This window comes from Veillonella sp. CHU594 (assembly GCF_003992265.1).
Lineage (GTDB): Bacteria > Bacillota > Negativicutes > Veillonellales > Veillonellaceae > F0422.
In genome coordinates, this window is record NZ_RQVB01000008.1 from 1 (window position 1) to 25052 (window position 25052).

Genomic DNA, 25052 nt, shown 5'->3' on the forward strand with positions numbered 1-25052 from the left:
ATTGTTTTACACATTATTTGAATATTTATAAACGAATTTATATAGGCTTGAAAATCACATTATATATATTAGTTTCTGCTATTTTATCTTAAATATACCTAAAATGCATAGAATTTACTACTTCATTCTTTTATTGCATCATGTATTCATATAGTATTACACAAAAATGCTCATTCTATGCACAGAATTTACTTACTATACTACATTAAATTTATACTAAGATAACTTTTTTCACTCTTTATCCTTTATACTGTATTCACAGACTAAGAAACGATGCCTTTATAGCCCCCTCTACTCCTAAGGAGCGTAGTTACGAGTAGCAGCCTTTGTGGCGCCCCTTACTGACCAAATTACGAAAATGCAAGAAGAGCACGACATGTTCCGGAGCAAACCTAACCACTATATTAGTTCGTGTCGGAATATGTCGTGCTCTTCCCTTTGCCCTATTTAGTTAAGATGCCACAAGGCTGCACAGCATCACAAAAGACGATTGTATTGTACCTATAACCTGTGCTATAATAAAGGCAACAAAAGAAGAGCCATCAACGTGTAGCTGGCGTTAGGCTCATCTCGAAAAAACAGAAATATGAGATTGCCTAACGTGTTAAGGTGTATGAGACCTTATACGTTAGGCTTTTTCATTGTCTACTTAAGTAGATCAACGAGCTGAATTACTAAACCAGCAATAGAAACCATCAAAGAGATTTTCTCATACTTAGTCATAGCAACCACCTCCTCCCATAATAGGAAGAGATGAGCCTAACAACACGTTAATGACTCTTGTAATTTTATTATAGCATAGTCTATTCGTACTGTTTATATTGACTTAACGCCATTTCTAACAGCAAACTAAGCAAAGCGCAAGTTTGCAACTGACATCCCCTCAAGCTCCCTTTTCCCAAAGGAACGCAGTTAGGCGTAGCAGCCTTTGTGGCGCCCCTTACTAACCAAATTACGAAAATGCAAGAAGAGTACGACATGTTCCGAAGCAAACCTAACCACTGTATCAGTTCGGGTCGGAATATGTCGTGCTCTTCCCTTTGTCCTATTTAGTTAAGACGCCACAAGGCTGCATAGCATCATAAGAGACGATACAAAAGACGATTGTATTACACCTATAACCTATGCTATAATTAAGACAACAAAAGAAGAGCCATCAACGTGCAGCTAGCGTTAGGCTCCTCTCAGAAAACAATACAACTGGATTAGCCTAATGTGTTAAGGTGTATGAGACCTTATACGTTAGGCTTTTTCATTGTCTACCTAAGTAAATCAATGAGCTGAATTACTAAACCAGCAATAGAAATCATCAAAGAGATTTTCTCATACTTAGTCATAGCAACCACCTCCTCCCATAATAGGAAGAGATGAGCCTAACAACACGTTAATGACTCTTATAATTTTATTATAGCATAGTCTATTCGTACTGTTTATATTGACTTAACGCCATTTCTAACAGCAAACTAAGCAAAGCACAAGTTTGCAAATGATATCCTCACAAGGCTGCATAGCGAAGCAAGTAATAATTGTATTTAAATCCGAACTATGCTATACTTAGAGTATCAAAAAGAGAGCCATTAACGTGTGGTTGGCGTTAGGCTCATCTCAAATAACTAAATCTGATAATGCCTAACGTGTATAAGTACTGCGAATACTTATTGTTACGTTAGGCATTTTCATTGCTTATTTAAATAAATCTTTAAACAGGTCAATGATACTTACTATTACAGAAATTAGATAAAGTAATAAACTATACGTTTCATACTTTCTCATAGTATCACCTCCCCCTATATTAGGAAGAGACGAGCCTAACTCACGTTAGTGACTCCCTTACCTTCATTATACACCTAACCATACCATGTACAAAATAACAATATTATGAACATCTATCTAAGGAACGCCACAAGGCTGCATAAAGAAACAAGAAACGATTGTATTGTACCTATAACCTGTGCTATAATTAAGACAACAAAAGAAGAGCCATCAACGTGCAGCTGGCGTTAGGCTCATCTCAAGACAATAATAAAGATGAAATTAGCCTAACGTGTGAGGTAGTCAGACCTCTTTACGTTAGGCTTTTTCATTGTCTACCTAAGTAGATCAATGAGCTGAATTACTAAACCAGCAATAGAAATCATCAAAGAGATTTTCTCATACTTAGTCATAGCAACCACCTCCTCCCATAATAGGAAGAAATGAGCCTAACAACACGTTAATGACTCTTGTAATTTTATTATAACATAATCTATTCGTACTGTTTATATTGACTTAACGCCATTACTAACAGCAAACTAAGCAAAGCGCAAGTTTGCAAATGATAGAGGAACGCCATTACGAGTAGCAGCCTTTGTGGCGCCCTTTACTGACCAAATTACGAAAATGCAAGAAGAGCACGACATGTTCCGGAGCAAACCTAACCACTGTATCAGTTCGGGTCGGAATATGTCGTGCTCTTCCCTTTATCTTATTTAGTTAACACCGCCACAAGGCTGCATAGCGAAACAAGAGACGTCTTAGCCTAAGATCGCTTTCATATCTTCTTCTGGTGTTGTAATCGGATGTAAGTTGAATTTTTCAACTAAGATGCCAAGTACTGTGCCGGACAAGAATTTTGGCAAGGATGGTCCGATGTAGATGTTGCGGATGCCTAAGGACAATAATGTTAATAGGATACATACCGCTTTTTGTTCGTACCAAGACAATACTAATGTCAATGGTAATTCATTTACGTCACATTCAAAAGCGCCTGCTAATGCTACCGCTACTTGGATAGCAGAGTACGCATCGTTACATTGACCCATATCTAGGATACGAGGCAAGCCACCGATTTCACCGATGTTAAGGTCGTTGAAACGATATTTACCACATGCAAGAGTCAATACCATAGTATCTTCTGGAGTTTGTTTTACGAACTCAGTGTAGTAGTTACGGCCTACTTTAGCACCGTCGCAACCGCCTACCAAGAAGAAATGTTTAATAGCGCCAGCTTTTACCGCATCAATTACTTTGTCAGCTACGCCAAGTACTGTACCATGACCGAAACCAGTTGTCACTTCTGTACCACCGTTGATACCAGTGAATTGTTGTGGCTCTTTATAACCGCCTAATTCAATAGCACGCTCGATGACTGCAGAGAAATCTTTTGTGCCATCTTCGTTGTGTTCCACATGACCGCAGCCATCGAAACCAACCATATCTGTTGTGAAGATGTTCTTAATGTATGTTTGTTTTGGTGGCATAATGCAGTTTGTTGTGAACAAGAATGCACCTGGAACGCCGTCAAATTCTTTTTGTTGGTTTTGCCATGCAGTACCAAAGTTACCTTTCAATTGAGGATGTTTTTTCAATTCAGGGTATGCATGACATGGAAGCATTTCACCATGTGTATAGATGTTAACGCCTTTGCCATCAGTTTGTTCCAATAACATTTTAAGGTCATGTAAATCATGGCCTGTTACTACGATGAAAGGACCTGGTTCTACTGTTAAAGGTACAGTTGTTGGAACTGGAGTACCGTATGTAGTTGTATTTGCTTTGTCTAACAACGCCATGCAAGCAAGGTTGATGCCACCGAATTCCATCAATAGGCCTAACCATTCTTCTGCGCTGTGGTCTTTCGCCATTTCTACAAGGCCTTTTACGAACCAAGCGTCAACTTCTGGATCGTTATAGCCCAATACTGCTGCATGCCATGCGTATGCAGCCATACCACGCATACCTAATAACAATGTGGAACGTAAGGATACGATGTCTTCATGACCTTTCCACAATTCTTCCCAATCAAAGTTAGGAATATTAGCATCTAATTTGTTATGCGCATTGTTGATCACATCGATAAACTCTTGTACACGATCTTCGGAGAAGTTTACGTTTGTTACGCACATGAATAAACCACGTTTTAACAATTGTACGTTTTCTAACGTTACTTCTGTAGCTTGCATTGCACGAGCTAAACCGATCAACGCCGCTGTTAATTCGTCTTGTAAATTTGCAACCGGTGCTGTTTTACCACATACACCTTGTACTGTACAACCATTTGGTTGCGCTGTTTGTTCACATTGGAAACAGAACATACTCATAATAACCTCCTTGGGAACTTTGCCCATAAACATGTTTCCTACAACATACTTTGTTTTAGATATCGTTTCTATACACAACCATCCTACAACAGGAGTGCATAGCATTATCTTGTTATCTATGCATTTAGTATAGTATACTGAAAGCAGAAAAAACGTATCCTTGGCTACATTTTATATAGTTTTCCCTATACTTTTATTCATGCTATAATGAAAGTACAGAAATAAAGTATACTCTCTAATTTAACGGAGGTCCTATGTCGACATTACATCCTACATTAGAAACATACATGAATACGATTCAACAATCCCCCTTATGTGCACATATTACACCAGAAAATTTATCACTTTTTTTATCCCATGCAAATGTGAAGGTGCAAAGTTTCAAGAAAAACTCCTTCATCGCCATCGCCGGTGATCCTATGGAAGGCATTGGCATCTTATTAGAAGGTCGTGCTTTGTTAACGCGAGAAAACATGTTAGGACAACGAACTATCGTAACGGAGCTAGAGCCGTCCTCTATGTTCGGAGAAGCCTTGCTCTTTAGTAACCATCCTCTGTGGCCTGCTACGATTGAAGCCACAAAAGATGCGATCGTTTTGTTTTTACCGATTGAGACTTTCACCAAAGCATTTCCGGACTGTCAAACTTGCCAAATCCAATTGCTCACGAACCTCATGCACGACCTATCCGAAAAGGCTATGCAACTGACCCGCAAAGTACATTATCTATCTCTCAAAGGGATGCGCGAGAAAATTTTTGCCTACTTTATGGACCTTCACCGAGTGCAAAAAAAGAACATCCTCACCTTGCCACACAATCGGCAAGAAATGGCAGATGTCCTCAACGTAAGCCGCACTGCACTCAGTCGCGAACTGGGACGTTTACAAGACGAACGGATTATCCAATTCCACGGCAAAGAAGTAGAGTTAGTGGATATTGAAACCATCGAAGATTTTTCATTTTAATATAAAAGGATGCTGCCTTAGCAGCGTCCTTTTTTCCTTCTAAACTGACACTTCTCCTACGTAAATTCTGCATCTATTAACATAAAATCCCCTACCGCATCCGATGCTTTCGTCCGGAAGTGTAGGGGATTATTGTATTCAATTTTATTTCTAGTGTCGTCCAGAAGTATCAAACCAAGGAGATACATCAAATTGTTCGTGAATAGTAGCACGTACCATAGCACTGCCCAAATAAATACCTAGCAAAGTGAGATGCAAGCGACTAAGCGGTGCTCGATCATAAATATGACTAAAATCCACTAATAATGGAGAGATACGTTCCAATACTTCATCAAACGATGTACTATCCCAATCAACAGCCTTACCAAAAGCAAGACGAGTTAACCCATTTTGGATACTAATATCTGTGAGTCCAGCTCGCTTGAATAAGCTAGGCAACATATATTCATCCACAGCCATCAATTTCAATAATGAAGAGTTAATACTTTCTACGACAATAGGCATCTTCACTGGCGTATCTTGTACTATGAAAGCTAATTCTTCATGGCTAAATCCACGGTAATCAAATACAAGAGGATAGGAATTTCTCATAATTTGTTGGAATGACAAGGTTTCCCCAAAAGAGATACAACGCAAATATTCTAATTGCTGATACATATCTTCTTTTCGTGGCAAATCGCTCATGAATGGTTCAATATACTTTTCCATATAATGGCGGAAATTTTCTACTGAATAGTTATTAGAATTTTTAGAATATTGTATGATCAATGAGATAGCTAATGCTTGCAAATGTCCCACTTGTAAATGTACTAAACTCTTCAATGCATCAACAGCTACCAAATATAATGTGCTAGATTGAGGTTGTTCCACCACATCTTTGAAAGTTTCTAAGAGGATTTCTTTCATCCACTCAGTAGAATTCGCTACATACGCCTTTTGTACATGTAATAAACTTTCTTGTAACGCTATATTTTCAAATAAATGCGTAGTTTCTTCCTCTGATTTAGTATCTAATTGCGCCAATATGGCTTCTGTAATCTCAGTAACCTTTTCTTCAGATTCAGGATTTAAAATACCGAATGCAGATTTATATTGAGCTACCGCTTTATCTAGTAATGTTTGCTCTTTTACAGCTAGTTTAATAGACGCCTCTGGTTGAGCCTCTATCGTCTCGGTAATCATACGTTCCGTTACTTTTGGCATAATTCTAGTCGCATCTTCTGCTTCTTCCGGCGGTTGTTCTTTCACAGCACGGACTAATTCTTCTGAGACTATACCTTCTACAAAATCATCTTCCACAGGATCTACGGATAGTTCTTCGTCTCGAAGAGCATAGGGATTTTGAAATGTCCTTCTTTGGTGTTCATAAGGATCATCATATGATAGCGAATCCACTATTTTGTTGCTAGTACTTCCTTTCTTATCCCGAAATAAGAAGTAGCAACATAAAAGAAATAGACAAATCACTCCTAAAATAACCACATATGGTCCATATCGCAATGAAAGTTCTATTAATCCATCCATAGAAAATCCTCCTAGTTATACTGCAATGTTATCTGTCTTTACTATCCTTATTATACCGATTTATGTGTATCTTTAAAAGTACTATTCATACTTTTACCTATAAAAAAGGAACTACCCTTAGGTAGTTCCTAGCGTGGTGGACGATGACAGGATCGAACTGCCGACATCCTGCTTGTAAGGCAGGCGCTCTCCCAGCTGAGCTAATCGTCCATATGGTGACCCGTGGGGGAATCGAACCCCCGATACCGCCGTGAAAGGGCGGTGTCTTAACCGCTTGACCAACGGGCCATGTTGTAAGTGGTGACCCACCCGCGACTCGAACGCGGGACACCCTGATTAAAAGTCAGGTGCTCTGCCAACTGAGCTAGTGGGTCATGATAGTATACTAACCGAAAGTAAGTTGGCTCCTCGAGTAGGACTCGAACCTACGACCGATCGGTTAACAGCCGATTGCTCTACCTGCTGAGCTATCGAGGAATGAACAAACTGGAGCGGAAAACGAGATTCGAACTCGCGACCCCCGCCTTGGCAAGGCGGTGCTCTACCGCTGAGCTATTTCCGCATGTATGCAATCCTAGTTTTCTTTCTTGCGACTGCTCATTTATAATACCAAAAAATTTGGATAGTTGTCAACATATTTTTAACAAATATTTTTGTACTCGAGAATCACCTACCAACTTGCCCTATGATGAGTACACAGGAAGAGTTATGTAGGTAATTTACATAAAAAAGTTGTAGCAAAATATAGTAGTATATCTCGCTACAACCTTAATTATATTTTGTACTGTAACAGTATAAATGTGGATTACCGTCCGTCCTGACGCTTAGAGCCTGGTCCATCGACGGCTACATTTACGCTAGCTTCGCCGAATGTTTTCATATCATTTAACATATGCATACCCGCATCAAGGACGGATAGCCCCATGGTGGATCCTAAGGCTTCATCCATTTCAAATCCATAGAACAGATGTGGCTTGATTCCCAAGTATTTCATTTGTGCTGCTTGCACTGGTTCCCCTGTATGAACAGATGGGAACACGTAATCCATGATTGCTTCGTTAATACATTTTGCAGCTAGTACGGCTGCTCCTGTTTCCGCCGTGTCGAAGACCACTGCCATACGATGGCTTGCCGCCCCCAGGATAAGTCCTGTTAAGACCACCACGTCTGGAGAGCCTACGGTGGCTAATACATGCACGCCGTCTTGGCTCGGCAAATCGTGTTCTGCCAAACTGGCGGTCAACTGTTTTGCCTTTTCTTGAATACTCAAAGTGCAATTATTCTCTACCAACAACTCTGCCATGGGATATCCTGTGATTCCTGCTGTGACTGCCAACGCTGAAAGTAAGCTTCTTTCACCGACAGTACCGATAGCTATCGTTTGGTAGCCCTTATCACTCAATTCATCAGCTAAGGCAAAACCTACTTCCAAACCTTGTTCCACGATGTCAGGTGTCAATGCGGCATGCATGCGGAAAAATTTAGATCCTTTGGCTAATTTATGTTGACGCACACCTTCGATGTGACTTGTATCTAATTCTAAGCCTGCATCCACTAAGAACACAGGAGCGCCAATTTTCTTCGCTGCTCCGTGGGTAGCAGAATGTCCAGAGGCTAACCGTTCCATAGCTTTCAAACTTTCTACACCATGAGTTTGGTTTTGTGGTCCATCTACAGCGATATCAGCTCCTACGATAACAACAGCATGACGAAGATTGTTAGGTTTTTCCTCTTTCAGAATCCCTGCCATACGCTCTGTAATCCCCTCTAGGCGTGCTAAGGAATACAATGGTTTTGTTAGGTTGTCGATGCGCAAACGGCATTCCTCCATGGACGGTTTGTGCAATGGTTCGATGACAAAGTTACGCATGGTGCTCACCTCCTGCAACTTCGTGGAACATGTCCACGGCTAAGTTCAACATTTGCATTTGCATAGATCCCCCAGTGGCCTCACCCAAGCAGAATCCAAGGTCTACATAGGCCTCTAAACCCAATGTTTTCAGTGCATCCTTATGAGCTTTCTCAGCCGACAAATGAGATGCCATCACGTAATCCATGGTATGCGGGTTCATAGCATGAGCAATCAAAGCACAAGCGGTCGTATTGAATCCATCAATCACCACCAACGCATGATTCGCAGCCGCCCCTAGGATAACCCCTACTAGGCAAGCGAACTCCAATCCCCCTACGGCAGACAAGATGCCCAATCCGTCTGTAGGTGGAATATCTGCATATTTTACTAGCGCATCGTAAACGACCTTTTGTTTTACTTTCAATCGTTCGTCCGAAATATTCGTGCCTCGTCCCGTTGCTTCATCCGCTGAAAGTCCGGAGAATTTTGCTGTAATCACCGCACTGGACGTAGTATTGCCGATACCCATTTCCCCCACTAGGAAGGTGTTGAAGCCTTCTTTCACTTTTTCTTCTACGAAAGCAATGCCCACCTCAACGGCCTCAATAGCTTTATCCATAGGCATAGCTGGTTCTTCTAGCATGTTGTTCGTACCATTCGGCATTACCTTGTGATGGTGTAAGCCTGGCACAGCGGACATATCTGCCGCTACCCCTACGTCGATGACTTCAATTTGAGCACCACAATAATTCGCTAGCGCATTGGCTGCGGCCCCTTTTGGAATCAAGTAGTTCATAGTCATGTGCACCGTTACCTCTTGCGGGTAGGCACTGACACCGATTTTTGCCACACCATGGTCACCAGAGGCGATGATCATACAAGGCTTAGGAGCTGCTGGATTCACTTGATTCGTAGCTGCCGCATAATGCTCTACCATCGTCGCTAACTTACCATATGAACCGTATGGAGTCCCCTTACTCCACTGTTCCCCAATTGCTCGTTCAATCTCTTTATTCCGTGGCACAATCCGTGCCAATGTACTTTCATATAAACTCATACGTCCTCCTATGTGAAACCCATCATAAGAATACAAAAAAGCATAGCCCTAGACTATGCCAAGTTGATTCCATTATAAAGTATTTTTTGATCAGTTTCAATTTTTATATTCATTTCGTTGTTAGAGTGGAGTCGCCCACATGCATGTTGTAAAAACTGCCCTACGCGAAAGTTTTGACAACATACATGTGGGCTTCCTATACAGTAGCAAAGATGAAACTATAAAAATTGAAACAGACCGGGGGAAAATTGGTGGGGAAAACCCTAAATACCTAGCTCCGCCCAAACTTCTTCATGATCGTATATCGGCTCTTGGTGTAATACATGTATTGCATCAAGAATGCGTTGTTCGTCTATCATCGACTCTTCTTCTGAAGAATATAGTATTTCATTAGGTATGTCACAATAATTGATATCTTTAAACATAAAAATACCTCCATACTGTCAACTTTACTTTAGGCATTATTCACTTATCTCTAAAATCCCCATAACAGAAAACCCTCAGCCGCAATTTTTATTCATATCTACAGTATATCATACTTTTATACAATACCAATCTCCTTTAGCGACTCAAACCACACTCTTCCCTCCCCTAGGTCGCCCCCGCTCAGAGCGCTTTAAATTCCTCCTCGATAAACGCAAAGGAGCCCCCATGTGTTCTGTCAAAAACTTTCGCGTAAGGCAGTTTGCGGGGCCTACATTGGGCTCAAACCACATCCTTTTCCCCTCAGGGCGCCCTGTTCAGAGCGGTTTAAATTCCCCTCTCTCGATAAACGCAAAGGAGCCCCCGTGTATTCTGTCAAAAACTTTCGCGTAGGGCAGTTTTCGGGGCCTACACGGGGGGCTCTCAAACCACACTCTTCCCCTAGGTCGCCACCCCGCTCAGAGCCGTTTAAATTCTCCACAGAAAAGCCAGCATATGTTGCAATAAAAACTTTCGCGTAGGGCAGTTTTTATGTGACATATGCTGGCTTTAACAACCACAGGAATTTAAACCGATATGAGCGAACGACCTCTCCATTTGTTTGACTGCCACCGCCACACAAATATAATCGCTCGTATAATCTCATCGATAGCCATGGCAATCCACACACCTACAAGTCCCCAACCAAGGACGATACCAAAGTAGTAGGACAAAGTCACCGCAAAGGCCCACATGCCAAAAACGCCGACAAACATAGGGATTCGAATATCTCCTGCCGCTTGTAAACATTGCACCAATACGATATTAGCACCACGTCCAATTTCTAGGAAAATTTCAATAAACAGCACAGCTTTCGCCAGATCTATAATCTCCTGATTATCTGTCACAAGTCGCATCACTGGTTCACAGGCAAAATAAAAGAAGGTACTCAATCCGACACCAATGGAAACGCCTGCTGCCGTTGTGAGCCACACACGGCGGGACACTTCTTCTTCTCGTTTAGCTCCCATGAGGAATCCTACCACGATTTGTGCTGCATTGGCCAATGCAATTGTATACATATAGCAGAAAGTAGCAATAATATATACGTATACTTTTGTTGTAATCACCACGAGCCCCATGATGTTGATCATTTTCATGATCACTGTCTGTGAAAGCTGATAGGACAGTGTTTCTCCGCCAGATGGTACGGAAATAAACAGCAATTGTCGTAACGTTTCCCAACGGAATGGGCGAAGATACTCTACTTTCAGACGAGCTGTCAACAGTGATTGATGACACCAGATGATAAGACCCAGTCCCAATGCCTTGCTAATCACACTCGATACGGATGCGCCTAAGACACCCATGCTTGGGATGGAACCCCAACCGTAGATAAGTACGTAATTCAGAATAATATGGACCACGTTCATGACAAGGGCAATCCACATGGTGATACGAGGCATGGAGTGCCCCCGAAACACTGCTACATAGGTCATGTAGATACCCGTAATAGGAATGCTGGCAGCGGTGATATTTAAATAGAGTGCGGTTTCTTCTATAATCTCCGCTGGGACCCCAAGCCATTCGCAGAGAGTTTGATGAAAGATAATGACCACAGCCCCTGCGATAACACTGAACACCGTATGAAAGGCAACGCTAATCGTATATACTTCATCAATTTTATCGGCACGCTTAGCTCCCAAATATTGAGCGATTAAAATGGTGGTAGCTGTACTCATGACAATGAGCAAAAACAAGATAATATTGATAATCTGGTTCGCATTGGCTACGGCAGCCACTGCCGTTTCTGCATACTGGCTGAGCATGAATTGGTCCACATTGCCCAATAACATGAGTAAAAATAATTCTATAAAGATAGGGACACTGAGTGCCCCCACCGATAAAGGTACGCTTTTTGTTACTTTCATTCTAATTCAACTTTCTCTAAGGCGCCGTTCTCCACTAAAGATTCCCAGCTTGCTACCAAGCGATAGCGCGCCTCCACTTCTGCCTCTTTCCAATGTTCACCCACAGGGAACCATTCACTAGGTACCTTGCCACATTTCGTAAAATTCAAGGTATACCCCATGGAGCGCACTTCTTTAGACGCCCACCATGCACCTATACGGTCACGACTGTCTAAATAGACTGTATCTAAACCCGTTTCGGATACCCAAGATACAATCTCAGGCCAATACTCCTCAGGGATGACACTCGCTCCCAATGTGTCTTGCAACGCTTGATTCGCCACTTCCGAGGGATTGTCTACCCCTACACCTGGTGTATTTTGTACTTCCTCTAGCACTTGATCCACTATACTTTGTGCTGTGTCCATCTTACTATCGCTCCTTTCTATGCTTGTCTTTTATATCTATCTCTTACTATTCCACATTTATAAGACCATGCTGAAAGTTCTCCCATAGATATGCCATGTTTCATTCAAACATCTATTGCTATTATATCACAGGCTATACGTATAGCCTATGTTGAAAGCCTTCCCTCGTATTACATTGTAATGCATGTATCGTTCATGCTATTTCCCTACTATGCAAAGATATGGATAGATAGCAGGGTTGTACTTTCAAGCATATTAGTTCTTATCGATGGGTAGGCATGGATAAAGAGCGAGGTTGCACTTTCAAATATATTAGTTCTTATCGATTGTCAGACTCGGCAAACGATCTCGTATCTGTTTCGCTCGCTCTAAGTACTGCCCTAAACTATCTCCATTATCATCTGCATGGAGCAACTGTTTTACAGCAACTAATTCTTGCTCTACTTGTTCAATGGCTTTCAACACATTCGTACGATTTCCGTAGATAATTTCTTGCCACATACTCGGCAAACCACTGGCGGTACGAGTGCTGTCTCGTAGGCCTCCCGCCGACAAGCTCATGCGCTTATCTCCCAGTTCATCATTACCTACGGCGGTAATCATGACGGATGCCAACATATGCGGCATATGGCTCACCATAGCCAAACACCCATCGTGGCGTTTCATGTCCACGTATTCGATACGAGACCCTACGGCACGGCCCATGTCGGCTAGCTCCTGCGCCACTGTGGCATCGTATGCTGGTTGTTCCTCATCTTCTAGGACAATCCAGCCCATTTTCTGAAAGAGGTCTTTATGGCCTTCTTCATAGCCACCTTTTTCAGAACCTGCCATAGGATGTACAGACACGAAGTGAACGCCCTCTGGGATATGAGCGTACACGGCATGAGCAAATTCATCTTTCGCACTGGACACATCGGTCACCACTTGCCCCGCCTGAAACAGATGGGCTACTTTCACAAAAAGTTCACTATTTGTCTGTGGTGGTAAGGCAAAGACCACAATATCCGCACCCATGATAACAGGTTCCACCGCTGTGAAAGCCTGTGACACACAACCATCAGCCAAGGCGAGGTCGCAAATTTCCTGACGCCGCGCGTAACCGATGACATCATATGTCGTATATGCTCGTAATGCTTTTGCTAGAGAGGCCCCTAGCAATCCTAATCCAATAATACCAACCGTTCGTGCCATCTATTCCTCCTACACGTAACCTCGAGAAACGTATCTATCTACCCTATACAGGCTTTAAGATGCCCCCACTTACTAATAAGGTACAGCTACTTTTACAAGCATCTGTACCCTTCATTCTGTATTTATTAGTTCTACCACGAATTATAGATTCGGTCAACTTTTATTTATAGCACGACCTTTATCCCATGCCAAGATAAATATTGTAACAATGATAAGGGTCATGCCGATGATATCCCACTGTGTAAACTCATTGCCCAACAACAACCATGCCAGTACCGCTGCCGAAATAGGTTCTATGGATGAAAGTATGGACCCCGTCACAGCACCTACTCGTCGCACCCCTTCTAGGTATGCATTAAAAGAGACTACTGTACCAAAAATGATGATACTCCAAAACCCACCATAGGTCCACAAATCCCATACAATTCCTTCAGAACTAGGTTGTGTAACTATCCACGCAAAGGCCCCGCCGATAAGCATGCCAAATCCCACGATGGGTGCTGTACCATACTTTTTCAATAGTGGCACTGGTTGTAGCGTATAAATACCAACTGCTACAGCAGATAGCATCCCCCAGGTCAGAAGTGTATCGTCTAACGCTGATATATCCCACACACCTTGCAAAGCAATAATCGCCGTCCCCACCGTAGCTAGTACTACACTGACTACTTCTGCCACCCTTGGCAACGTTAAACGTGTAATAGAGATGTATAAAATAATCAATGCAGGACCTACATATTGCAAGACCGTCGCAATCCCTGCCCCTGCATAGGCAATCGCTTTAAAATAGGTGTATTGGCACATCCACATACCAAGGACCCCAAATATAACCAACCGCAATGTATCTTTCCAGTCAGAAAAAACCTTAAAAATAGAAGCTCTTCCTTGGTAAAAGGCCGCTACTACCGTAATCACACCAGCAATGACAAGGCGCATAGCTACTACCCATTCTGCTGACATCATCCGCTGTTGTTGCACAAATTGTGAGCACATTCCAGAAAAGCCCCATAGAACGGCGCCTAATGCAATTAGTAACATACCTTTCATTACATATGCGTTCATAGTCTCTCCTTTTACTACCCTTACAAATTATTACCGATTTACGGAATATCTAATTACCATCATCGCTACATCATGTCTGTGTCTGTGTCTGTGTCTGTGTCTGTGTAAGATTATATAGCATCATAATGTGCAGTCAACGCCTAATCTTATTCGGCTAATAGACTTTTATGAATCTTTACCACGACCTTGCGAATTTCTTGTACCTCATTCGGTGCAATCAAGGTGCGATGCAATTCTCCAGGATAAAAAATACAATAATCCCCTGGGCGTACATCAATTTTTACCGTACCACTTTCTGTAGGATCGTAAAAGTAACAATCCTTATCATCATAAGCCTCAACCACGTCCGGAAAAGTTTGACGAATGAGAATCTCCATTTGCTCTTCCCCAGTCACTAGAAATTGCACATCCATGTAATCCTTATGTCCTTCAATCTTCGTCTCCTCATAGACCCTTGTGTTCACAATATCCACATTGGCATACATCAAGTCACCCTCAATCGGATAGCGACCACCTGCAAACGTCGTGAAATCATGCGCTTTCAAAAACTCAAGAGCCCTCTCTACCGCTTTAGGATATCGAAACTGTGTATAATCTATAGCAATATTTTGATATATCATGACTTACTCCTTTATCTCCGTATATAAAAGGCACCCCACAGCGCCCTATGAATCGTATCTATCTCTATCTACTATACTAGCAACACCATATAAGGTCAAACACAAATTCTGAGAACCCCAGTAATACAAAGCCACCCTACAGCATTCCATTATTTCCTAAATTATGCAACATAAGAAACTCTACTTTTATTCTCTCACAAACTATGCTATACTAAAAGCAACAAAGGAAGAGCCACCAACGTGCAGCTAGCGTTAGGCTCATCTCAAGAACTATAGAAGCAGAAATTGCCTAACGTGTGAGGTCCGTTAAACCTCGTCTCGTTAGGCCTTTTCATTAGCTATAAAAGCAACGAATAACTTCTACGATTAACATAGAAAATTGAATCAATAAAGATAATTTTTCATATGTAGTCATAGTAACACCCCCTCCCATATTAGGAAGAGATGAGCCCAACAACACGTCGTTGACTCTTCAACTACTATTATACTACAAAATTACTCGTACTGTTAATTTTTATCAAAAAACCTACTCCCTAAGGAACGCCGTTACGAGTAGTAGCCTTGTGGCGTCCCTTTACTGACTAAATTACACATACGCAAGAAGAGCACGACACGTTCCGGAGCAAACCTAACCACTGTATCAGTTTGCGTAGGAATGTGTCGTGCTCTTCCCTTACTCTGAGGAACGCCATTATGCGTAGCAGCCTTGTGGCGTTCCGTTACTGCCTAAATCAAGCAATCCCAAGAAGAGCACGGTGTGCCCCGAACAAACATTATGAAATACCGTTTGTGAGGGGTATACCGTGCTCTTCCCTTTTGCATTAAGTTAAGAACGCCACAGGCTACATAGCATCACAAGTTACGACTCTTCGTGACCCGCAAATCCCGCAATGATTGTTTCTGCTTGTTTATGTGGCACTTCTTCGTATCCATTGAACTCCATATTAAACACACCTTGTCCTTGTGTCATGGAGCGCAATACTGTTACATAATCTAGCATTTCCACCAATGGAACTTGGGCTTTCACCACAGTGATTCCTTCACGCACACCTTGATCCATACCGAGTACGCGACCACGACGGCTATTCAAATCACCCATGATATCGCCCATAAATTCTTCTGGTCCGATGACATTCACATTGTAGACTGGTTCTAACAAAATCGGTTTCGCATCAGGCACACCTTTTTTCAAGGCTTGGGCTGCCGCCATTTTGAACGCCAACTCCGAGGAGTCCACTGTATGATAGGAGCCGTCTAATAATGTTACTTGGATACCAATCATTGGATACCCTGCCAAAAGACCTTTTTCCAACGTTTCACGAACGCCTTTTTCTACAGCCGGAATGTATTGACGTGGCACTGCGCCACCAAAAATTTTATCGATAAACTCAAACTCACCTTCATATAATGGCGCAATACCAAGCTTCACATGGCCATATTGACCATGACCACCACTTTGCTTTTTATGTTTACCTTCTACTTCCACTGTGCCTCGAATGGTTTCACGATATGGAATATACGGAGTTTCCAATTTTGCACGTATCCCATATTTACGTTCCATTTTTTGTAAAATATGTTCTAAATGGACATCGCCCATACAACGCACTTGCATTTGACGACCTTCCACATCTTTCACCACTTCACAAGTTGGATCTTCTTCAGAAATACGTCCCAAAGCGTTCGCTAATTTTTCCTCTTCCCCTTTTTTCTCAGGTACCATAGCTATGCGGTATAAAGGTTGTGGGAAACGGATTGGTGCATATTTCACTTTAAATTCAGCTGTACCAAAGGTATCCCCTGTTTTCGTTTCTGCTAATTTAGGGATGACCACGATATCCCCAGCTTTTGCAACCTCTACTGGTACTTGTTGTTTACCAATTAAGGTCACCATTTTGCCCCATTTTTCTTCTACATCACGGGTCACATTATAGAGTTTATCTCCTACTTTCAATTCCCCAGAGAATACACGGACAAAACTTTGTTTTCCTGCAAATGGATCAAGAATTGTTTTAAATACGAAGCCAGTAAATGGTTTATCTGCCACCACGATATGCTCCTCTTGGGAATCCACTCCGATAGCGGTCATCACTTTTTTCGTTGCATCTGGCATATAGCGAATCATACGATCTAAGACTTGGTCCATACCTATACGGCTCAAGGCAGTACCACACATGACAGGACATACACGGCCCGTCAACATGCCTTCACGCAAACCTTGACGAATTTCTTCTAAGGTCAATTCTTGTCCATCTAAATATTTTTCTAATAATGTATCATTACCTTCTGCAGCCGCTTCCACAGTCATTTCACGAATTTCTTCTACTTTATCGGCTAGCTCAGCTGGTACTTCCACTTCTCTCATATTACCGTTTTCATAGACATAGGCAGTTCGTTTTGCTACGTCTACGACACCTTTGAAAGTAGGCCCTTCACCGATTGGAATTTGCAATGGCATAATCGCTTTACCAAATAATTCCCGCATTTTTTCCAAAGTCCCAAAGAAGTCTGCTTTTTCAACGTCCATTTTATTGATGAAAGCCATACGAGGCATTTGCAATTCTACGCCATACTCCCAAGCACGAATGGTATCGATTTCTACGCCTGTACCAGCAGATAATACCATCAGCATACCGTCTGCTGCGCGCAAAGCAGACCGTACTTCCCCATGAAACTCAGAATAACCTGGAGTATCGATGAAGTTAATTTTATGACCATTCCATTCACAAGGCGCCATGCCTAATTGGATAGTGACATTCCGTTTGATTTCTTCTGGCTCAAAGTCCATAATATGTTTATTATCTTGACCTTTACCAACAAAGTCTACAGCACCACAAGACAATAATAATGACTCTACTAATGCTGTTTTACCCGCCCCGTCATGGGAGACCACCGCCACGTTTCTGATCAAATCACTAGTATATTCTTTCATGAACATCGTCCTCCTTTACAGCCGAAAACAGTCTATTGTTTAAGTAATTCTACATACTTTTATAAACTCCTTTGAATATACTGGATTTTATATATGCAAATTACGCATAGTATAGAGTCATGTATGAAAAAAACTAGTATCACTTATAGTTACCTATATATCCGTTACTTCTCTACTAAACTAAAATTTTACTAGGTTAATTCTATAGTTTATGGTATTCTATTAGATATATCATTTCAGAACATACATGGGAAGGGAGTTATATAGTATGAAAGATAATGAATCAAAGACGTCATTGCATCGTGGACTGAAAAGTCGACACATGCAAATGATCGCCTTAGGCGCCTCTGTGGGGACCGGCCTCTTCTACGGATCTGCCCCAACAATCCAATTAGTAGGACCAGGTGTTATTTTCTCCTATTTATTAACTGGTATCTTTATTTTCTTTTTAATGCGTATGCTAGGAGAAATGTCAGTTCGTGAACCTGTGTCTGGCTCTTTTACTTATTTTGCAAGTAAATATTGGTCTTCCTTTGCTGGCTATTTATCTGGTTGGAATTACTGGATTGTGTACATGCTTGCCAGTATGGCGGAACTTGCTGCTATTTCAGTATACTTAGATTTCTGGTTACCTGGTATTCCCCATTGGATGACTACACTAGCTTGTATTACATTAGTGACGGCGATTAATCTCATCAATGTACGTGCCTATGGAGAAGTGGAATTTTTTGCATCACTCATTAAAGTGGTTGCCATCATTGCTATGATTGGTTTCGGCATCTTCCTCATCTTCTTCGGAGATATGGGTACATTTCCGCAAAACTTCTCTAATCTTTGGGTTCACGGCGGATTGTTTCCAAATGGTGCGTATGGTTTCATCGCCTCTATCGCTGTGGTGATGTTCTCCTTTGGTGGGGTGGAACTCATTGGTATCACTGCTGGGGAAGCTGAAAATCCTGAAAAAACGTTACCAAAAGCGATTAACGAGTTGTTAGCTCGTATCCTGATTTTCTATGTAGGTACGATGACTATCATCATGGCACTATCTCCATGGAACGAATTAGGTACTCATGCGAGTCCATTTGTCCAAATCTTTACGAACATTGGCATTCCCGCAGCCGCACATATCTTGAACTTCGTTGTTGTAGTAGCCGCATTATCTGTGTACAATAGCTTGCTATACAGTAATTCTCGTATTTTGCACAGCATGGCATTATCTGGTGATGCACCTAAAATCTTCAAGAATTTAACAGCTACAGGAGTGCCATTGATCGCTACCTTGTTCTGTGCAGCCTTAGCCTTGATCGTTGTATTCTTAACATACATCTTCCCAAGTGCTAGTGATGTGTTCCTACAATTATTGGCTATCATCGTAGCTGGTCTCATCATTGCATGGTTCATCATTCCAGTGACGCACCTTAAATTCCGCAAACAATTTGCTCGTGAGGGTCGCCTTGATGAATTGAAATTCAAATCCATCTTGTATCCGTTTACAAATTACTTCTGCTTTGCCTTCATCGCTATGGCAGTAGGCGTTATGTTAACAATGGATTCCATGCGCACATCCATCTACATCATTCCCGTTTGGATTGGTGCTCTGTACATTGCGTACAAACTTAAGAAAAAATAATATGGGGATCTAAAAAGGATAACTGAGGTTGACTCGGCTATCCTTTTCTTATATCCCCATTACTATGAATTTGTGAGCCTCTAGCATGACTTGAGTATATCTACATTGAGTTTAAAATATAGCATTTTTCCCACCTTGGTAACAATGCAAACTTTCAATGGAAATTTTCGCACTTTTTGCAAATGAATTTTTCTTCAATGGAAAAAATCGCAGTTTTTGCAAATGAAAGTGCTCCCTATGTATTAGATAGTACTATATTTAGAATTTCCTACAAGAAGCGGTTTCGCTAAGTATGACAGATATGATAGTATACTAGTGATAACTAACGTCGTCATTAGTAACGGTGAACACGACTTCGAACTACAGATACGTTAGTATACATGATAATATAACCGCTTATGATTACGTTATGCTTTTGTTATGTTATATATACACTATATTTACGTTGTATTTGTGTTTTATTTGCGTTTTATTTACGAGGTACCACTATGGCATGGCTAGAAATTACGCTGACCACGACACATGAAGCATCTGAACTTATAACAGATACATTGCTCTCACTAGGTGCAGAAGGGGTCTATACGGAAGATCCCTATGAATTTGACCAACTCACAGATGATGGATTTGGCATTATCAAACCAGACCGTGAAGAACTGTATGATTCCTCTGATGTGACTGTGAAAGCCTATATAGACCCAGACCTATATCCTACAACAGAATTACAATCCCTTATCGAAGGGGAACTACAGCAGTTACAAAGTACTTTCACCATGGATTTCGGTCCCCTCAATCTATCTATTACTATGGCTGATGAGTCTGGTTGGGATGATTGGAAAACACAATATCCACCTATCCCTATGACGGACAATCTTACCATTATTCCAGATTGGTCCGATTATACGCCTCGTGAAGGAGAACACATCATTCGCATCGAACCTGGTATTGCCTTCGGCACTGGGGACCACCCTACAACTCGCTTAGCGATCCAAGCGATGGCACAACATCTCACTCCTGACAGTACGGTCTTTGACGTAGGGACCGGATCCGGGATTATTGCTCTATCTGCAGGTGCTCTTGGCGCTCGTTTTGTGACTGCTTTCGACCTGGATGAAAGCGCCACGGCTAATGCACAACATCACGTTGAACTAAACCAGCTAGCATCCGTAGCGCAAGTACAAACAAATAATTTATTAGAAGGCGTGGCGGAAACAGCCTCTCTCATCGTGGCTAACATTATTACCCCTATCTTGTTACGTTTATTAGACGATGCCTACCGTTGTCTAGAACCTAAGGGCATATTCATTATGAGTGGGATTCAAGAGGGAGAGGAACAAACACTTATCGATGCAGCCTCAGAGGCTGGATTTATCAATTTATCTACTACCACAGAAAACAACTGGGTGTGCATTACCTGCCATAAATAGTGGAGAGTGCTATGGTCATCCCTACAACATAATAGCGATAGATTCTTATATCACATATAGAAACTAAATATGGAACAAAAAAGCACGATTCTAAAATTTTCGCACACAAAAAACGCGATTTCGCGCACGATTTTAGTTTTCGTGCTTTTTCTCGTTTTTATAGCATTGGTAAGAATTAGGTTAGTAACTACAGCTATAACAATATACGGCTATTGTACTTCTATTACGATTTGCTCACCTGTTCGCATCTGATAGCACACTAAACGATAAGCCCTGAGAGCAAACGTCTTGCCTATGTCTTCTATCTGTCCGTTTGCTGTATTTGTTACCTCTTGTTGTAAGCCTTTATGACATTGTGCATCATCTATCCCCCATACACTCTGTCTGGATTCCAACACGCCCTCATCAGCATACAACGGATCATATACTAGTGGATGTCCTATATGTGCCATGGTCACTCGAATTTGGTGGGTCTTGCCCGTCCACAAGCGAATACGCACATCTGTTGTATCTTGTGCCGCATCATAGTGTAGTACTTCATATTCCGTTTTTGTCATCACACCCTCTGGGTGTACCTCTTGATGGATGCCATCTGCACTTTTGCGGATAGGTAATTCTAGTACCTCATGCTGTTGTGCCAATCGCCCTTGTACCGTCGCTCGGTACCATTTTTCCAAGCGATTATCATCCATCTGCATTTGGTAAAAGTGTTGTGCCAAGCCATGCTTAGCTACTACCACCAAACCCGATGTATCACGATCCAATCGATTTAAGAATCGTACTTTTCTGTAAATCTTATGTGTTTTAAAATAGTAGGCTACCCCATTCGCTAAAGATACTTGTCCTTTCGAATTCATCGTGATTCCCGATGCTTTATCTACAATAAGAATATCTTCATCTTCATAGGCTATCGTTAAGGGCATTTCTATTGGGTCGTGGTCGATGCGTTCTTTTAAAGGGATAATTTCTAATACCATCCCCTTTGAAAGTTCAGATTTCGCCGTACACAGTTGTCCATCTAATCGAACAGCCTTGGCCCCGAAGAGTTCTTTCATCGTTTTCCGAGGAAATTGATGAATACCTAGCCATTCCCCTAACGTCGGTGCTATCGTATTTTCAATTGTATATGTTAACGTTCGTTTATCTTTCATAGATTTTCCATTTCATCTTAGTTATTGGTGCCTAAGTCATCTTCCAATACGTATCTTTTAGACCTTATTGGGTCTATCCATACTTTGGTCAAAATATAACAAAAAAACTTTTTCACGGTTTCCCACTTTATACTACATTTTCCTCTGCTATTCTACCTATATTTTATCATATTTAACCTTATATAAAGACGATTACATTTACCTTTTTGGCAAAGTATGCTATCCTATATATAAAGAAGAGCAAAACGTGTGGCGCGTTAGGCTCATCAAAAAATTGATTTTTGTGCCTAACGTGATGAGATACTTCTCTTTACATTAGGCACGGTTTCTTTTATAAGAACACTACTTACGCTGTAGCATTACATATAAGGTGATAATCGCTACTATGAGCATTAAGAAATTAATCCCTAGGGAAAGTATTTCAAATACTGACATAGCATCACCCCCTTTCGGAGATGAACCTAAACCACGTTTTACTCTTCATTAACAGTATAACATATGTTTGTCATAATGTGTATTATTTTCGAATAAATGAATTTAAAAGCTGTAACCCAATAGTACATTGTGTTACAGCTTTTTATTATAACGATGCTAGCATCAATAGAATACTATCCTTCACCATCTTCCGAAATGCTTTTTCTGCCTCTTTATCTGACTGTACAAATCTACTCATAGCTATCCCTCCTAGATTTTTTCTCTAATTATATTACCTAAAATATACACCAACTCCCCAACTTATGACCATACATAACCTTGTAATACTTTCATTGAAACAATACTATAATACAGTTACACCTTATGGCATTCATACCAATATCCTACACGCAGAAAATCACAACGTAGTCCAAAACAACCTCCCCCTGAGGAACGCAGTTAGGCGTAGTAACCTTGTGGCGTTCCCTTACTACCTAACTCTCACAAACGCAAGAAGAGCACGGTGTGCCCCGAGCAAACATCATGAAATGCCGTTTGAGAGGGGTATACCGTGCTCTTCCCTTTTGACCATTAAGTAAAAAACGCCACAGGCTACATAGCATCATAAGTAACGACATAAAAAAAGAACCACCCTTCCGGATGGTTCTTAGCTATGGTGGACGATGACAGGATCGAACTGCCGACATCCTGCTTGTAAGGCAGGCGCTCTCCCAGCTGAGCTAATCGTCCATATGGTGACCCGTGGGGGAATCGAACCCCCGATACCGCCGTGAAAGGGCGGTGTCTTAACCGCTTGACCAACGGGCCTTGTATGGCTCCTCGAGTAGGACTCGAACCTACGACCGATCGGTTAACAGCCGATTGCTCTACCTGCTGAGCTATCGAGGAATAATACAAGAGTTATTATATAGCACTTTCATATAAAATGCAAGCATTTTTTATATATTTTAAATTTTCACTTCGTGTAAATCAATTGTATTTGCTAAAAACTCGGAATTATCTATCTTGCTAGATTGCATAGCATCTTCGATGGCTTCGCACATTAACTCCGCAGCCAAAGTGCCTACCACATTCACATCAGCCACTATAGGCTTACTTGTACCACACAGGCTTTCGCTGACAACAGAATGTTCACAATGGGCAACACCATTTCCATCTTCTGCATCAACTGCTGTACTAGGACAATGTGTACCGCTACGGCCTCTCATGCTTTCAGTATCCACTGAGAACGCATAGATAGTGTCTCCATCAGACAGAGTTCCTACAGGTCGAATGGACCGTGCATAGCCATTAGTAGCTATCATAGCAATCTTGGTTAGTTCACCTTTATGAAAGGCTGCATTCGTCACGATAGCACCGATGGTAGTATTTCCTTTTTCCATACCTAGGCCCGCTTCACACGGGGAGTTACCATCCTGTAAAGTTTCGTTCCTCATCTTAGATTTCACAAATTTACCTAATAGAGGTTTACTTTCACTACGTCCCTCATATTGGTCAAACATCAACTGACAAGCATCCAATATGTTCTGGCGCCCTTCGTCCATGACGCCCCTTAAGGCATGTCCATGACGATCATACACATTGCCGAAGGCATTCACCACCACGACGGCGCCCACTACGAGGTTCCCTAGTTTCGCCGCCGCATAACCAATGCCACCCTTCATAGCCCGTTCCATGCCACATACCTTACCTACGGTAGCTCCTGTACCAGCCCCCACATTGCCAGACATAGGTTCTGTGCTTGTGAAAGTCCTTTCACAAGCATCACGGGCCATCTCTACCGTAGGGCGTGATTTTGGATTGCCATAGGATAAATCGTAAATATCACTTTGGCAAACAATTGGAACCACCCCATAAGCTGTGGGAAATCCAATATTCCGTGCTTCTAAAGATTGCATCACCCCATCGCTGGCACATAGCCCAAAGGCGGATCCTCCGCCTAGGACCAAGGCATTCACTGGAGTTGGCGCTGTCGTCGGATCGAGGACACCGCTTTCACGGGCCGCAGGACCACCACCACTGATGTGCAGCCCCCCTTGAGCCGCCTGAGGAAAGCGCAATACGGTCAAACCCGTTTTACCTACAGCATCTGTAGCATTTCCTACCTTTACAAAATCTATTTCATTCCATGTTATGCGTTCCATCGTCATTTACTGCTCCTTTCTTCTCGTTTTTTTGCACTGAGTATCCTAAATGTGTACAAACTGTCTACTTTGAATTGTAATTTCATTAGATTTGCTTGTTAGACTGCTTTTCAATTTACCTACATTAGATATCAATCCCATGGAATTTAAACCTTTCTACTAACAGGCATCACCTGTATATCTACCACCAGTATTTCATAGGCACCAAAATCTGACTCAAGTTCCTAACATATGCCATACCATTCC

General features: G+C 41.8%; 18 protein-coding genes and 8 tRNA genes. 3 read left to right on the plus strand and 23 right to left on the minus strand.

Annotation, left to right across the window (positions count from 1 at the left end; all coding sequences use genetic code 11):
* Positions 1-2513: 2513 nt before the first annotated feature.
* Positions 2514-4079 carry a hydroxylamine reductase gene (hcp, locus tag EO111_RS06005; protein ID WP_009352798.1) on the minus strand — a complete coding sequence of 522 codons (1566 nt, stop codon included), beginning with the start codon at positions 4077-4079 and terminating at the stop codon, positions 2514-2516.
* A 254-nt stretch (positions 4080-4333) separates the two neighbouring features.
* On the opposite strand from hcp, the gene EO111_RS06010 reads away from it, so the two are divergent.
* Positions 4334-5044 carry a Crp/Fnr family transcriptional regulator gene (locus tag EO111_RS06010; RefSeq protein ID WP_009352800.1) on the plus strand — a complete coding sequence of 237 codons (711 nt, stop codon included), beginning with the start codon at positions 4334-4336 and terminating at the stop codon, positions 5042-5044.
* Between the two features lie 150 nt (positions 5045-5194).
* On the opposite strand, the gene EO111_RS06015 is transcribed toward EO111_RS06010, so the two are convergent.
* From EO111_RS06015 to fusA, 16 genes are all read right to left on the minus strand, one after another.
* Entirely contained in the window at positions 5195-6568 is a 1374-nt protein-coding gene (locus tag EO111_RS06015) for an LPO_1073/Vpar_1526 family protein (protein ID WP_127011008.1), read from the minus strand.
* Between the two features lie 134 nt (positions 6569-6702).
* Positions 6703-6778: transfer RNA gene (locus EO111_RS06020), tRNA-Val, on the minus strand.
* Between the two features lie 3 nt (positions 6779-6781).
* Positions 6782-6856 (minus strand) — tRNA-Glu (locus tag EO111_RS06025).
* A 10-nt stretch (positions 6857-6866) separates the two neighbouring features.
* Positions 6867-6942 (minus strand) — tRNA-Lys (locus EO111_RS06030).
* Positions 6943-6969: 27 nt separating this feature from the next.
* Positions 6970-7045, minus strand: a tRNA-Asn gene (locus tag EO111_RS06035).
* A gap of 10 nt (positions 7046-7055) precedes the next feature.
* Positions 7056-7130: transfer RNA gene (locus EO111_RS06040), tRNA-Gly, on the minus strand.
* 243 nt (positions 7131-7373) lie between these two features.
* Positions 7374-8438, minus strand: coding sequence for a nicotinate-nucleotide--dimethylbenzimidazole phosphoribosyltransferase (locus tag EO111_RS06045; RefSeq protein ID WP_127011009.1), 1065 nt, complete (start codon positions 8436-8438; stop codon positions 7374-7376).
* On the minus strand, positions 8431-9477 hold the full coding sequence (cobT, locus tag EO111_RS06050) for a nicotinate-nucleotide--dimethylbenzimidazole phosphoribosyltransferase (RefSeq protein ID WP_127011010.1): 1047 nt from the start codon (positions 9475-9477) through the stop codon (positions 8431-8433). The genes EO111_RS06045 and cobT overlap by 8 nt, the downstream gene beginning before the upstream one ends.
* A 263-nt stretch (positions 9478-9740) precedes the next feature.
* Positions 9741-9902: a hypothetical protein gene (locus EO111_RS08325; protein WP_164725679.1), complete on the minus strand. Its 162-nt coding sequence runs from the start codon at positions 9900-9902 to the stop codon at positions 9741-9743.
* A 564-nt stretch (positions 9903-10466) separates the two neighbouring features.
* Entirely contained in the window at positions 10467-11810 is a 1344-nt protein-coding gene (locus tag EO111_RS06055) for an MATE family efflux transporter (protein ID WP_127011011.1), read from the minus strand.
* On the minus strand, positions 11807-12217 hold the full coding sequence (locus EO111_RS06060; RefSeq protein WP_127011012.1) for a hypothetical protein: 411 nt from the start codon (positions 12215-12217) through the stop codon (positions 11807-11809). The genes EO111_RS06055 and EO111_RS06060 overlap by 4 nt, the downstream gene beginning before the upstream one ends.
* Positions 12218-12529: 312 nt before the next feature.
* Entirely contained in the window at positions 12530-13411 is an 882-nt protein-coding gene (locus EO111_RS06065) for a prephenate dehydrogenase/arogenate dehydrogenase family protein (protein ID WP_127011013.1), read from the minus strand.
* A 153-nt stretch (positions 13412-13564) separates the two neighbouring features.
* Positions 13565-14473: a DMT family transporter gene (locus EO111_RS06070; RefSeq protein ID WP_127011014.1), complete on the minus strand. Its 909-nt coding sequence runs from the start codon at positions 14471-14473 to the stop codon at positions 13565-13567.
* 146 nt (positions 14474-14619) lie between these two features.
* The gene (locus tag EO111_RS06075) at positions 14620-15093 is read right to left on the minus strand and encodes a YhcH/YjgK/YiaL family protein (protein WP_127011015.1); all 474 of its coding nucleotides are present in this window, start codon (positions 15091-15093) and stop codon (positions 14620-14622) included.
* A gap of 334 nt (positions 15094-15427) precedes the next feature.
* Positions 15428-15526 carry a putative holin-like toxin gene (locus EO111_RS08470; protein WP_370106795.1) on the minus strand — a complete coding sequence of 33 codons (99 nt, stop codon included), beginning with the start codon at positions 15524-15526 and terminating at the stop codon, positions 15428-15430.
* Positions 15527-15952: 426 nt separating this feature from the next.
* The gene (fusA, locus tag EO111_RS06080; RefSeq protein WP_127011016.1) at positions 15953-18022 is read right to left on the minus strand and encodes an elongation factor G; all 2070 of its coding nucleotides are present in this window, start codon (positions 18020-18022) and stop codon (positions 15953-15955) included.
* Between the two features lie 268 nt (positions 18023-18290).
* Between fusA and EO111_RS06085 the strand changes: the two genes are divergently transcribed.
* The gene (locus EO111_RS06085; protein WP_009353213.1) at positions 18291-19652 is read left to right on the plus strand and encodes an amino acid permease; all 1362 of its coding nucleotides are present in this window, start codon (positions 18291-18293) and stop codon (positions 19650-19652) included.
* Positions 19653-20140: 488 nt separating this feature from the next.
* Complete coding sequence (prmA, locus tag EO111_RS06090; RefSeq protein ID WP_164727613.1) at positions 20141-21076, plus strand: 50S ribosomal protein L11 methyltransferase; 936 nt, start codon at positions 20141-20143, stop codon at positions 21074-21076.
* A gap of 209 nt (positions 21077-21285) precedes the next feature.
* Here the strand turns inward: prmA and EO111_RS06095 are convergent, their stop codons facing one another.
* The 6 genes from EO111_RS06095 to EO111_RS06115 all read right to left on the minus strand — a co-directional run bounded on the left by EO111_RS06095 (position 21286) and on the right by EO111_RS06115 (position 24812).
* A complete protein-coding gene (locus EO111_RS06095; RefSeq protein ID WP_240642259.1) occupies positions 21286-22227 on the minus strand; it encodes an RluA family pseudouridine synthase in 942 nt (313 codons plus the stop codon).
* Between the two features lie 342 nt (positions 22228-22569).
* The gene (locus EO111_RS08405) at positions 22570-22662 is read right to left on the minus strand and encodes a putative holin-like toxin (RefSeq protein WP_240629366.1); all 93 of its coding nucleotides are present in this window, start codon (positions 22660-22662) and stop codon (positions 22570-22572) included.
* A 653-nt stretch (positions 22663-23315) separates the two neighbouring features.
* A tRNA-Val gene (locus EO111_RS06100) sits at positions 23316-23391 on the minus strand.
* 3 nt (positions 23392-23394) lie between these two features.
* Positions 23395-23469, minus strand: a tRNA-Glu gene (locus tag EO111_RS06105).
* A 5-nt stretch (positions 23470-23474) separates the two neighbouring features.
* Positions 23475-23550 (minus strand) — tRNA-Asn (locus EO111_RS06110).
* A gap of 59 nt (positions 23551-23609) precedes the next feature.
* Positions 23610-24812, minus strand: coding sequence for a P1 family peptidase (locus tag EO111_RS06115; RefSeq protein WP_127011018.1), 1203 nt, complete (start codon positions 24810-24812; stop codon positions 23610-23612).
* Between the last annotated feature and the right edge of the window lie 240 nt (positions 24813-25052).